The sequence below is a fragment of the Lentzea sp. NPDC003310 genome, from assembly GCF_040610935.1.
In the GTDB taxonomy this organism is placed as follows: Bacteria; Actinomycetota; Actinomycetes; order Mycobacteriales; family Pseudonocardiaceae; genus Lentzea.
The window spans coordinates 1-12,180 of the sequence record NZ_JBEXNC010000030.1 but is presented as its reverse complement, the minus strand read 5'-3'; the positions used below and the strand labels follow the sequence as shown (position 1 = coordinate 12,180).

The 12,180-nt window shown below is 70.0% G+C and carries 14 protein-coding genes; 7 read left to right on the top strand and 7 right to left on the bottom strand.

Going from position 1 to position 12,180, the window contains the following annotated elements; all coding sequences use genetic code 11:
- Positions 1-32: 32 nt before the first annotated feature.
- Positions 33-425: a VOC family protein gene (locus tag ABZX02_RS41115; protein ID WP_355307078.1), complete on the top strand. Its 393-nt coding sequence runs from the start codon at positions 33-35 to the stop codon at positions 423-425.
- 58 nt (positions 426-483) lie between these two features.
- Here the strand turns inward: ABZX02_RS41115 and ABZX02_RS41110 are convergent, their stop codons facing one another.
- A complete protein-coding gene (locus ABZX02_RS41110) occupies positions 484-858 on the bottom strand; it encodes a YccF domain-containing protein (protein WP_355307076.1) in 375 nt (124 codons plus the stop codon).
- A gap of 22 nt (positions 859-880) precedes the next feature.
- Between ABZX02_RS41110 and ABZX02_RS41105 the strand changes: the two genes are divergently transcribed.
- Complete coding sequence (locus ABZX02_RS41105; protein ID WP_355307074.1) at positions 881-1,840, top strand: Gfo/Idh/MocA family oxidoreductase; 960 nt, start codon at positions 881-883, stop codon at positions 1,838-1,840.
- Here ABZX02_RS41105 and ABZX02_RS41100 read toward each other — a convergent pair.
- Positions 1,819-3,024, bottom strand: coding sequence for an Nramp family divalent metal transporter (locus ABZX02_RS41100; RefSeq protein WP_355307072.1), 1,206 nt, complete (start codon positions 3,022-3,024; stop codon positions 1,819-1,821). The two genes, ABZX02_RS41105 and ABZX02_RS41100, sit on opposite strands and share 22 nt — an antisense overlap.
- A 54-nt stretch (positions 3,025-3,078) precedes the next feature.
- Entirely contained in the window at positions 3,079-3,621 is a 543-nt protein-coding gene (locus tag ABZX02_RS41095; protein WP_355307070.1) for a TetR family transcriptional regulator, read from the bottom strand.
- 52 nt (positions 3,622-3,673) lie between these two features.
- On the opposite strand from ABZX02_RS41095, the gene ABZX02_RS41090 reads away from it, so the two are divergent.
- Entirely contained in the window at positions 3,674-4,291 is a 618-nt protein-coding gene (locus ABZX02_RS41090; RefSeq protein ID WP_355307068.1) for an HAD hydrolase-like protein, read from the top strand.
- Here the strand turns inward: ABZX02_RS41090 and ABZX02_RS41085 are convergent.
- Positions 4,263-4,466, bottom strand: a complete 204-nt coding sequence (locus ABZX02_RS41085) for a hypothetical protein (protein WP_355307066.1) — start codon at positions 4,464-4,466, stop codon at positions 4,263-4,265. The genes ABZX02_RS41090 and ABZX02_RS41085 overlap by 29 nt on opposite strands.
- A gap of 126 nt (positions 4,467-4,592) precedes the next feature.
- On the opposite strand from ABZX02_RS41085, the gene ABZX02_RS41080 reads away from it, so the two are divergent.
- Together ABZX02_RS41080 and ABZX02_RS41075 are read left to right on the top strand one after the other, a co-directional pair.
- Entirely contained in the window at positions 4,593-4,982 is a 390-nt protein-coding gene (locus ABZX02_RS41080; protein ID WP_089910349.1) for a cold-shock protein, read from the top strand.
- Between the two features lie 13 nt (positions 4,983-4,995).
- Positions 4,996-5,580, top strand: coding sequence for an HD domain-containing protein (locus tag ABZX02_RS41075; RefSeq protein ID WP_355307064.1), 585 nt, complete (start codon positions 4,996-4,998; stop codon positions 5,578-5,580).
- Here the strand turns inward: ABZX02_RS41075 and ABZX02_RS41070 are convergent.
- The 3 genes from ABZX02_RS41070 to ABZX02_RS41060 are packed head-to-tail and all read right to left on the bottom strand — an operon-like array spanning position 5,577 to position 8,275.
- A complete protein-coding gene (locus tag ABZX02_RS41070) occupies positions 5,577-6,011 on the bottom strand; it encodes a DUF2771 family protein (protein ID WP_355307062.1) in 435 nt (144 codons plus the stop codon). The genes ABZX02_RS41075 and ABZX02_RS41070 overlap by 4 nt on opposite strands.
- 31 nt (positions 6,012-6,042) lie before the next feature.
- Complete coding sequence (locus ABZX02_RS41065) at positions 6,043-7,554, bottom strand: MFS transporter (protein ID WP_355307060.1); 1,512 nt, start codon at positions 7,552-7,554, stop codon at positions 6,043-6,045.
- Positions 7,555-7,558: 4 nt separating this feature from the next.
- Entirely contained in the window at positions 7,559-8,275 is a 717-nt protein-coding gene (locus tag ABZX02_RS41060; RefSeq protein ID WP_355307190.1) for a glutaminyl-peptide cyclotransferase, read from the bottom strand.
- 94 nt (positions 8,276-8,369) lie between these two features.
- Between ABZX02_RS41060 and ABZX02_RS41055 the strand changes: the two genes are divergently transcribed.
- Together ABZX02_RS41055 and ABZX02_RS41050 are read left to right on the top strand one after the other, a co-directional pair.
- Positions 8,370-9,158, top strand: coding sequence for a DUF3027 domain-containing protein (locus ABZX02_RS41055; protein WP_355307058.1), 789 nt, complete (start codon positions 8,370-8,372; stop codon positions 9,156-9,158).
- A complete protein-coding gene (locus tag ABZX02_RS41050; RefSeq protein ID WP_355307056.1) occupies positions 9,155-11,926 on the top strand; it encodes a hypothetical protein in 2,772 nt (923 codons plus the stop codon). Before ABZX02_RS41055 ends, ABZX02_RS41050 begins: the two co-directional genes overlap by 4 nt.
- Positions 11,927-12,180: the final 254 nt, after the last annotated feature.

The following is a 12,180-nucleotide window of genomic DNA, read 5'->3' as shown; positions in this document are numbered from 1 at the left end:
AACATCAGTGGATTGAGTCGAAGGAGGCGAGCATGCTCACCGCCACCAGGACCACCACGATGCTGCCCGTGGAAGACCCGGAACGCGCCGGCCGCTTCTACTCGGACATGCTCGGCCTGAAGCCCCTCTCCACCGGCCCCGACGGCACGCGGATCTTCGCGCTCGGCCAGGGAGACGCGCTGGGACTGATGCCAGCGGAAAAGGGTGCCCAGACCGCGCACACCGTGCTCAGCTTCGAAGTCCCGGACCTCGAGGGCGAGATCCGCGAGCTCGAGGACAAGGGCGTGAAGTTCGAGGACTACGACATGCCGGACTTCAAGACCACGAACCACATCGCGGTCATGGGCGGTGAACGCGCGGCGTGGTTCCACGACAGCGAGGGCAACATCCTGTGCCTGCACGAACTGTTGGACAGCGAAGCCTGACAGTTCGCGCCCCTGAGTGATCTCCCGCGCCTCGCCCCCGACGAGGCGCGGGAGGTCCTCACGGAACCTCGACGATCTCCTTGCCCAGCGGCACCAGCGAGACCTTCACCAGCTTGAAGTTCGCGACGCCGAGCGGGATGCCGATGATCGTCACGCACAGCGCGATGCCCGTGATGATGTGCCCGATCGCGAGCCACAGGCCGGCGACGACGATCCAGATGACGTTGCCCAGCAGCGAGCCCGTGCCCGCACCCGGCTTGTCGACGACCTCGCGCCCGAACGGCCAGAGCGCGTAGTTCGCGATCCGGAACGACGCGATGCCCCACGGGATCGTGATGATCAGGATGCAGCAGATGATGCCGGCCACGGCGTAGCCGACGGCCATCCAGAAACCGGCGAGCACCAGCCAGATCACGTTCAGGATGAGGCGCATACCTCCAATCTAAGCTGATCGCATGAAGTGGGGTGTGATCGCAACCGGTGGAATCGCGCATGCCGTGACCACCGACATGCTCAAGGTGCCTGACGTCGAGGTGCTCGCGGTCTCTTCGCGGGACATCACGAAGGCGCAAGCGTTTGCCCAGGAGTTCGGCATCAAGCGCGCGTACGGCGACTACCGCGAGCTGCTCGCGGACACCGACGTGGAGATCGTCTACGTCGCCACGCCGCACGGTCAGCACCACGAGGTCGTGCTCGCGGCGCTCGACGCCGGCAAGCACGTCCTGTGCGAGAAGGCCTTCGCCCTCACGGTCGCGCAGGCCGAGGAGATGATCGCCAGGGCCGAGGCGCGCGGGAAGCAGTTCCTCATGGAAGCCATGTGGACGCGCGTGAACCCGTTGATCCGCAAGGTCGTCGACGCCGTCGAGGCCGGGGAGATCGGCGAGGTGCGCACGATCACCGCGGACTTCGGCTTCCGGCACGCCTTCGACGCGAACCACCGGCTGTGGGCGAAGGAGGCGGGCGGCGGGTCGATCCTCGACCTCGGCGTCTACCCGATCTCGCTCGCGCACCGGATCCTCGGCATGCCGACGCACATCGCGGCGCACGGCGGCCTCGCACCGTCCGAAGTGGACTCCGACGCGTCGGTCCTGCTGGGCTACGAGAACGGCGCGCAGGCGTTGCTGAGCTGCTCGCTCGTCGCCGACCTCGGGTGCGCGGCGGAGATCGTCGGCACCGAGGGCAGGATCGAGGTCGTCGACCCGGCGTACAACCCCACCAAGGTGATCATCAACGGCGTCGAGCACACGACCGACGACATGGGGTACCGCCACCAGATCCACGCGGTCGAGATCAGCGTCGGCCAGGGAGCGGTCCAGCACTACGACGTGCCCTGGTCGGCGACCCTCGACATCATGCGGATCATGGAGACCGCCCTGGAGCAGGTCGGCGTCTCCTACGCGGACATCGTCAGGTAGATCAGCGCCACGTTCAGCACGACGACCGCGAACGCCACCGCCCAGGCGGCGACCGTGACGACGCGCCGGTTCGTGAACGAGCCCATCACGGACCGGCGCGCGGTCAGCCAGACCAGCGGCACCAGTGCGAACGGGATGCCGAACGACAGCACGACCTGCGACAGCACCAGCGCGAACGTGGGATCGACCCCGAACGCCAGGACCGCCAGCGCGGGCACCAGTGTGACCAGACGCCTTGCGAGCAAAGGGATTCGCACGCGCAGCAGCCCGTCCATCACCACTGCGCCGGCGTAACAGCCGACCGCCGTGGACGCGAAGCCCGACGCCAGCAGACCGAGTGCGAACAGCAGCGCGATCCCGCCGCCCAAGGTGCTGCCGACCGCCGCGTGCGCCCCTTCGAGGGTGTCCACGCCCTCGCGGCCCTGCAGGGCGGACGCCGCGAGCAGCAGCATCGCCATGTTGACCGCGCCCGCGAGCACCATCGCCACCACGACGTCGACCTTCGTCGCGCCGAGCACGGACGGGTCGCGGCCGTGCCGGTCGCGGGCCAGCGCCGAGTGCAGGTACACCGCGTGCGGCATCACGGTCGCGCCGAGCATGCCCGCCGCGAGCAGCACGCTGTCGGCGCCGTCGAACCGCGGCACCAGCCCGGACGCGGCGCCGGAGACCGATGGCGGTGACACGAAGAGGCCCGCCACGAACCCGACCGCGATCACGACCAGCATCGTCGTGATCACCCGCTCGAACGGCTTCTGCCCGCGCCTGTCCTGCACCAGCAGCAGGAGCGTCGACACCACGCCGGTGATCACGCCGCCGAGCAGCAGCGGCAGGTCGAAGAGCAGGTGCAGGGCGATCGCGCCGCCGAGCACCTCGGCGAGGTCGGTCGCCATCGCGACGACCTCGGCCTGGCCCCAGTAAGCGAGCCGCACCGGACGCGGCAGGTGGTCCCGCACCGCCTCGGGCAACGACTTCCCGGTGACCAGGCCGAGCTTCGCGGACAGGTACTGCACGAGCCCCGCCATGACGTTCGCGACGACGAGCACCCACACCAGCAGGTACCCGTACGTCGTGCCCGCCGCGGTGTTCGTGGCCACGTTCCCCGGATCGACGTACGCGATCGCGGCGACGAACGCCGGACCGAGCAACGCCGCACCCGCGCGCAGACGCGCCGAGACAGTGACCACCGGACACCTCCCCTTGTTGCAAGATTATTGCAACAGAGGGAGTGATCTAGGCGGTCATGCGTTCATCGTCACCCTGGCCACCCGCACCACGGCGTCCATCGCGCCGTCCAGGTCGCCGCTCGGCATCAGCAGGTGGCTCAGCGCGAGCCGCACGGTCGTCTCCGCCGTGAGCCGCACGTGCCGGCCGGGGAAGTGCCTGCTGAGGTGCTGCTCGACGACCTCGGTCGCGTGGAACAGGATCGGGTGGCCGCGGATCGTGATGAACGGCAACAGGTCCTCGGCGTTCTGGCCGGTCAGCACGGCCGAGACCAGCCGGTCCTTCTCGGTCTGCTCGAAGGTGAAGCGGAACGCCGACCGCATCGCCTCCCACGGGTCGGGGTCCTCGGTGAGGCGGGTCGTGATCCCGGAGAGGTACTCCTCCGTCTTGTGGACCGCGACGGCCTGCACGAGCCCTTCCTTGTTGCCGAACTCGTTGTAGACGGTCTGTCTGCTCACGCCGGCGCGGCTCGCGACCTCGATCATGCGCAGCCCGTGGAATCCTCTGGCTGCCAACAGGTCGGCGGCCGCGTCCAATAAGAGCTCGGTGATGTCGCTCACCGTCCCACCTTTACACAATTACTGGTCATGTAAAGACGTAGAGTCGGGTTCCGTGCCGTTCACCGTGGGCTTCGACCTCGACATGACCCTCATCGACCCGAGACCCGGCATGGCCGCCGTGATGAACGAGGTGGGTGCCCGCACCGGGTACGACCTGGACGGCGAGCACTTCGCGGCGAACCTCGGCCCGCCCCTCGACATGATCTACCGCGAGATGGGCGTGCCCGAGGAGGAGGTCCCGGACCTGGTCGCGCTCTTCCGCGCGCTGTACCCGGAGGTCGTGATCCCCTCGACGATCGCGCTGCCGGGCGCGGCGATGGCGCTGCAGTGCGTGCGGGACCTGGGCGGCACCACCATGGTCGTCACCGGCAAGTACCGCAAGAACGCCGCGCTGCACCTCGAAGCGCTGGGCTGGGAGGTCGACCACCTCTACGGCGAACTGTGGGCGACGGGCAAGGCCGAGTCGCTCAAGCTGCACGGCGCCGCCGTCTACGTCGGCGACCACGTCGGGGACATGCGCGGTGCGGCCGCCGCCGGAGCGCTGGGCGTGGGTGTCGTCACGGGGCCGTGCTCCCGCGCGGAACTGGCGGAGGCGGGCGCCGCGGTCGTGCTGGAGGACCTGCGCGAGTTCCCGGACTGGCTCAGGACCTCTTCTGCCGCGACTTCCTGATCACCGCGATGATCCCGAGGCCCAGGCCGACGGCCGGCAGGTAGGTGGCCGCGACGTTCAGCCACACGGGCAGGTCGCTGTAGCCCGCGACGAACAACGCGAAGACCGCGATGATCGCCAGTACGCCCACGGCGAACAGGCCGATGGCCAGCGGCATCAACTTCGGAGCGGTCATGACCGGGACTCTAGTCGCGCTAACGGAGGTGCCCTCGTCCTGGTCTTCTGGCTACTCTGGTGGGACGCGTCCTGGGTACGCCCCGGGCGCGTTCGTTGTGCCAGCAGCAAGGGAATGGTGAGCGCGGTGCCGACCGGCAAGGTCAAGTGGTACGACACGGAGAAGGGCTTCGGATTCGTCACGCAGGACGGTGGCGAGGACGTCTACGTCCGCAAGGCCGCCCTGCCTCCGGGTGTCACCGGTCTGAAGGCAGGCCAGCGCATCGAGTTCGGCATGGCCGAGGGCCGCCGCGGCCCGCAGGCGCTGTCCGTGCGCCTGATCGACCCCGCGCCGTCCGTCGCCGAGGCGCGCCGCCGTCCCGCCGAGGAGCTGCACGGCCTGATCGAGGACATGATCAAGCTGCTGGAGAACAAGGTCCAGCCCGACCTGCGCCGCGGCCGCTACCCGTCCGACAAGAAGAACATGAAGCTCATCGCCGAGGTCGTCCGGGCGGTGGCGCGGGACCTCGATCCGTAAAAGGATCGGCGTCATGTCTGACGCGGATCGGATCGTCGAGTTCGTCTACGAGGTCGGCCAGCTCAAGCGCCTGCCCAGGGCGGGGTGGCTCTTCGCCGGAGTGCAACACCCCGAGTCGGTGGCCGCCCACTCGTTCCGGGTGGGCGTGCTGGCGTTCGCGCTCGCCGTGCAGGAGGGCGCGAACCCCGACCGGGCCGCGACCCTGGGCCTCTTCCACGACGTGCCGGAGACGCGCGTCGGCGACATCCCGTACGTCGGCAAGCTCTACCTCGACGTGAAGGTGCCGCCGGAGGCCGTGGCACGCGACCAGGTCCAGCACCTGCCGCCGCCGCTGGCCGCGCACATCGAGGCGCTGGTGGCCGAGCACGAGGCCGCCAAGGACATCGACCACACGCCCGAGGCGCGCTGCTCCCGTGACGCCGACAAGCTCGAACTGCTGCTGCAGGCCAGGGAGTACCAGGCCGCGGGCATCGCCAAGATGGAGCGCTTCATCCAGACCATGCAGGCGTCGGTGGTCACCGACACCGGCAAGGCCCTGATGGAGTCCGCGCTGCGCATCGCGCCCACCGAGTGGTGGGAGGCGTTCGGCAGGCGTTAGCGCGTGATGTCGACGACCCACGAACCGCGCATGAGCGGCTGGCCGGTCTCCAGCACCGCGCCCGCCGCCTCGTGCACCTCGATGCGCACCAGCTGGTCGGAGTCGTTCGGCACGGCCAGCGTGTACGTGTAGTTCTCGCCCTTGCCGAGCAACGGCGAGGTGCAGCCCTCCTGGACCTTCGCGGCGTTCTCGTACACGCACACGACCTCCCAGAGGCCGTCGGCGAGCTGCCCGTCCACCGAGATCTGCACGACCTTGCCCGCCGGCACCTTCAGCGAGCCGGGCGGGTTCTTCTCCGCGCAGTTCTCGCCGGTGACGTCGCAGTAGATCGTCGGCTCGATGCGGATGGTCTTGCCGTTCGCGTAGAACGTGACCTCGGGGTCGTGGGCCTGCAACGAGCACCCGGACAGCACGAGAACACTGGCAGCCATTACAGAAGCAAGTCGACGCACGTCAGGCAGCCTACGGGGTGGCCGGAGCGGGCCTGCGGACCAGCCTGCCCACGAGCAGGTGCAACGACGTGCCGTTGCGGTACATCCACGTCTGCGTGAGGCCCAGCGCGAGCAGCGCGGCGAGCACCGTGAAGCCGATCCAGAACGTCGCGGGCAGCAGCACGCCGAGCGCGCCGCCGAACACCCACGCGAGTTGCAGGATCGTCTCGGAGCGGCCGAACGCCGACGCGCGGGACTCCTCCGGCAGGTCGTCCTGGATCACCGCGTCGAGGCTGATCTTCGCGAGCGACGAGGCCGTCGCGCCCAGCAGCCCGACGACGGCCGCGGTGATCAGGCCGGGAATCGCGGCGGCGACGATGGTGGCCGCCAGCGCCGTGGCGACGCAGGCGATGATCACCTCGTCCGGCTTGCCGAAGTGCTGACGTGCGCCGATCGCGTTGCCGAGGAAGCTGCCGATGCCCGCCGCGCCGGCGATCACGCCGAGCAGCAGGAGCTGCCGGACCGCGTCGCCCTCGGTCTGCTCGCGGACCACGAACGCCGCGAAGAGCGTGAGGAACCCGGTCAGCATGCGGATGGAACCGTTGCCCCACAACGAGACCGCGACGTGCCTCGAGATGCGTTGCTTCTGCGGCTTGGACGTCAGCGTCGCCGGCACCTCGCCCTCGGTCACCTCGACCCAGGACGGGATCTTCATGCACAGCCACGCGTTCACCGCGCACAGCACGGCGGTGAACCACAGCGCGCCGGGGGAGCCGAACAGGTTCGCGAAGCCCGCCGCCAGCGCGCCGAACACCGCGCCCGCCGCCAGTCCGAAGACGGTCATGCGGGCGTTGGTCTTGGACAGCGTGATCTCCGGCGGCAGCACGCGCGGGGTGATCGCGGACTTGAGCACCGTGAACGACTTGGACAGCACCATGCTGCCCAGCGCCGCCGGGTACAGCAGCCAGTTGTCGAAGTTCAGCGCCATCACGACGGACAGGCCGATCCGGATGACGCACGACGCCGCGAGCGCGAGCCGGCGGCCGCGCTGGATCTTGTCGAGCAGCGGTCCGATCACCGGCGCGATCAACGCGAACGGCGCGACCGTGATCAGCAGGTAGAGCGCGACCTTGGTCTTCGACTCGGCGCTCGCCGCGGAGAAGAACAGCGTGTTCGCCAGCGCCACGGCCATCGCGGCGTCGGCGGCGTAGTTCATCATCACCGCGTAGGTGACCGACGTCATGCCGGACTTGCCGGCGCCGTCCGCGCGGGCCGCGCGCCGGAACGCCGCGACCGCCTGCTGCGAGATCTGCTTGCTGCGGAACCACGCGACGCGGGTGACCGTGAGCTTGCGCGGCGGCTTGGGCGTCGGGGTGGTCTGCTGGTCGGAGTTGGGCAGCGGACGGGTGTTCTGCGGCCTGGGCGGCGGCTGGAAACCGTGCTCGGACGGCGTTCCGCGACGCTCCCGGGGCCGGTACTCGTCGTCCTGCCACGGGTAACGCTTCGGAGTCTCGTCGTCACTCCACCCGCGGTCGCCGTTCACACCGTCAATCCTGCCCCATCCCGTTGAACCTCACTCGGAAGATGGTCGGCCAGTTCTTGCCTGTGACCAGGAACTCGTTGGTCCCGGGGACGTGCGCGATGCCGTTGAGGACGTCGACGTCACCCGGAGGTTTGAGCGAGGACAGGTCGTAGGTGTTCGTCACCTGTCCCGTGGCCGGGTCGATGCGGACGATCTCGTCGGTCTTCCACACGTTCGACCAGACCTTGCCGCCCACGCACTCCAGCTCGTTGAGCTGGGTCAGCGGCTTGCCGTCCCGCGTCACCTGCACGCTGCCGGTCTCGGCGAACGACCTCGGGTCGCGGAACGTGAGCTTGGCGGTGCCGTCGCTCATGACGAGCCGCTGCCCGTCGTCGCAGATGCCCCAGCCCTCGCCCTGGTAGCTGACCCGGCGGAGCTCGTCCAGCGTCTTGCGGTCGCGCTCGATCGCCACGCCGTTCTGCCACGTGATCTGCCAGATGGTGTCGCCGACGACGGTGATGCCCTCGCCGAAGAAGTCCGGCGGGAGGTCGACCTTCTTCTGGACGTTCCCGGTCGACGGGTCGAGCGCGCGCATGGTCGACTCGCCCTCGAGCCCGGTGCCCTCGTAGAGGACGCCGTCGACCAGTTCCAACCCCTGGGTGAACGCCCCGGTGTCGTGCGGGATCTTCTGCAGGACTTCTACCTGCGGCTTTGCTTCTTGCGGCGTCGAACAGGCGGCCAAGACCGCGACGACGACCAGCCAGACGGGTGAGCGCACCCAACGGAGGGTGGCACGAGTTTTCGTCCCGGCGAAGTCCTGCGGCACAATTCATGTCGTGACCGCGACTGAGATGCTCCTCGACGCCGTTGACCTCGCCCGCGCCGCCGCGCAGGAAGAGGCCGGTGTGGAACGCGTCGGCGCTCACATCGGGGTGCACGACGAGGACGAGTACTCCGTCACGCACCTCTTCGAGGCCGACCACGCGGGCTACCGCGGCTGGACCTGGGCGGTGACCGTCGCCTACGCGGGCGAGGGCAGCCCCGTCTCGATCTCCGAGGTCGTGCTGCTGCCGGGCAAGGACGCCCTGGTCGCCCCCGAGTGGGTGCCGTGGAGCGAACGCGTCCGCGCCGGCGACCTGGGCGTCGGCGACCTGATGCCGCCGCGCGAGAACGACCCGCGCCTGGTCGAGGCGTACGTGCACTCCGACGACCCCGCGGTCGAGGAGGTGGCGCTGGAGGTCGGTCTCGGCCGGCAGCGCGTGCTCTCCCGCGAGGGCCGCCTGGAGGCCGCCGACCGCTGGGCGTCCTCGGACTTCGGCCCGCGCTCCGACATGGCCCGCAGCGCCCCCGCGCACTGCGGCACCTGCGGCTTCTACACCCGCGTGGCGGGCGCGTTCGGCTCGGCGTTCGGCGTCTGCGCGAACGAGATCGCTCCGGCCGACGGCCACGTCGTGCACGCCGAGTACGGCTGCGGCGCGCACTCGCAGGTCGAGGTCGAGATGGGCTCGCTCGTGCCGGTCGCCGACCTGGTCTACGACGACGCGCAGCTGGAAGTGGTCGAGGTCGTCGCAGAGGCTTCCGACGACGCCGCCGCTCCGGTCGCCGCCTCGGACATCTCGGAGTGACCGACCCGTTCGGGACCGAGGCCCTGCGCACCTCGGTCCTCGCCGCGTGGCGCGGTTCGCCCACCCGGTTCCGCGAGGACGCGAACGCCGAGGAAGACCTCCGCCTCGGCGGCTACCGGGACCGGTTGCTGGTCGAGCTGGCCCAGAACGCGGCCGACGCCGCGGGCGCCGAGCCGGGTGTGCTGCGGATCACCCTCGTCGACGGTGAGCTGCGGGCCGCGAACACGGGTGCGCCGCTGACCTCCGCCGGCGTGGCCGCGCTGGCCTCGCTGCGGGCGTCCTCGAAGGAGTCCGGCGTCGGGCAGTTCGGTGTCGGCTTCGCGGCCGTGCTGGCCGTGTCCGACGCGCCGCGGGTGATCTCCACGTCCGGTGGCGTCGAGTTCTCGGCCGAGCGCACGCGCGCCGAGGTGCCGGAGCTCGCCTCCGAACGCGGTGGCGACGTGCCCGTGCTGCGGCTGGTCTGGCCGGTCACCGAGGAGGTGCCGGCCGGGTTCACGACCGAGGTCCGGCTGCCGCTGAAGGTCGACCTGTCGCTCGACGACCTGGCCGCCGAGGTCCCGGACCTGCTGCTCGCCCTGCCGGGGCTGCAGCGCGTCGAGATCGGCGCGCAGTCGTGGGAGCGGTTCGTCGCCGCGGACGGCGTCGTCACCGTCGGCTCGTCGCGCTGGCTGGTCGAACGCACCGTCGGCGAGCTGCCCTCCGAACTCGTGCAGGGTGTCGAGCACCGTCCTCAGTGGACTGTTTCGTGGGCGTACCCGCTCGACGAGCCGCTGGGCGAGGACGTGCTGCACGCGCCGACCCCGACCGACGAGCGCCTGTCGTTGCCGGCCCGGCTGATCGCGACGCTGCCGGTCGAGCCGTCGCGCCGCCGCATCCTGCCGGGCCCCGCCGCGTGGTCGGTGCTGGACGCCGCCGCGGCCGCCTACCCGGCCCTGGTCGCGCGGGTGCCCGCGATCGAGCGGACCGCCCTCGTACCGCTGCCGGGCTTCCCGCTGTCCGAAGTGGACGATCGCCTGCGCACCGCCGTGCTCCGGTCGTTGCGCGCCTCCGCATGGCTGCCGCTGGCGTCCGGCGAGTGGATCGAGCCGTCGCGCGCTCGGGTGCTGGACATCGGTTCCGAGGAGCTCGTCGACCTCGTCGAGGACGCGCTGCCGGGCCTGCTGGACGCCGAGCTGTCCGCACCGGTGCACGCCGCCGCCCTGGCCGCGCTGGAAGTGCCGCGGGTGACCGTCGCCGAGGTCGTCGCGGCCCTGACCGAGGTCTCCGGCGACCCCGGCTGGTGGCACGACGTCTACGCCGCCCTCGCCCCGCTGGCCGACGTGGACCCGGACGTCCGCGAAGCCCTGCGCGCGCTGCCCGTGCCGTTGGCCGACGGCCGAGTGGTGACCGGACCGCACACGACGTTGATCGCCGCCGAACCGCTGCCCGGCCTCCGCGTGGTGCACGCCGACGCCGTGCACCCGTTGCTCGTCCGGCTCGGTGCGGTCGAGGCCGGCGCCGCCGAACTGCTGGCGGATCCGTCGCTGCGCGAGAACGTGGCGCGGTCCCTGGAGGACGCCGAGGCAGGACTGGACGGGCTGGAACTCGTCGAGACCGTGCTGCATCTGGTGGACCGCGCCGGGCTGCGCGCCGGCGAGGAGCCGTGGCTGGGTGCGTTGGCGCTGCAGGACTCCGAGGGCGAGTGGCACCGCGCGGACGAGTTGCTGCTGCCGGACTCGGCCCTGGTCGGCGTGCTCGAGGCGGACGCGTTTCCGGTGCTGTCCAAGGAGATCGCCGACAGCTACCCGCGTGCTGCTCTAGTCGCGCTTGGCGTGGTCGACGGGTTTTCGCTGGTGGTCGACGACGAGCCGTCCGGTCCCGACCACGACCTCGCCGACGAGTCCGCCTGGTGGTCGTCCGCTGTCGACGAGCCTGTGCGGGTGGTGGCCGTGCGGGATCTGGACCTGGTCGCTGACTGGCCTGCGGCGTTGCGGTTGCTGGCTGCCGACCCGGTGACCTGGCGTGCGGTGACCGAGCCCGACGGGTACACGGGCTGGTGGATCGCTCGCTACGCGTCGCTGGCCGGGTTGCCGCCGCGGTCGTACCGCTTGCCCGGGGCTTCGTTGTTGGACGGGCTGTTCGACGTCGTGCCTGATTTGTCGTTGCCGGAGCACGTGCTTCGGGCGGCTGGGGTTCGTTCGTCGTTGGAGATCCTGGACGACGATGACGCGGAGTTCGTGTTGGAGCGGCTTGGGGATCCGGATCGGGTCGTGGCTGACGCCGTGGTGTTGCGGGCCTATGCCGGGTTGCCGGAAGGGGACTTCGCTCCTGCGCGGGTTCGGGTGTTGTCCGGGGCGGTTGTGGCCGCTGATGATGTTGTGGTGATGGATCAGCCCTGGTTGCTCGGGGTGGTGCCGGCTGATCGGGTGCTGCTTGCCGATGGGTCGGAGGAGCTTGCCGATCTGTTGGATCTGGCGCTCGCCTCTGAGGAGTTCTCCGGGTCGCCCGATCATGTCGGTGAGGTCGTGGGGTGGGCCGATCTCGGGGCCGTTCGGATGGCTTGTGAGCTGCTTTCGGTTGCGCTGCCTGATGGTGTTGTTGTTGTGCATGAGGCGTTGTTCGTTGACGGGGCTCGGGTTGAGTGGTGGATGGCGGATTCTGTGCCCCATGCCGCTGATACGCCTGAGGGGTTGGGGCGGGCCCTTGCCTGGGTTTCTGGGCGGTGGGCCGATCGGCACACGTTCGTGGCGTTGATCTCGGATCCTTCTGCGGCGACTTTGTTGGGCTGACGCTGCTGTTGCGTTGTTGCTCCCTTTGCGTTGGCGGGTTCCTGTTGCGTGCTTCCCCTGGGGGCTCTGCCCCCAGACCCCCGGCAATCTGATCAGGGGGCCCGCGCTGTGGGCAGGCTGATGGCACGCCTGTTGCTCAGAGCGCCTGCCTGTTGCTTTGTTTGGGCGCCTCGGCGGTGGGGTCCCATCACGAGCCGCACCAAGAGCGGGCCACAGCCAGGTAGGGATGTCAAACGGGCGAAAAGCGTGCCCGT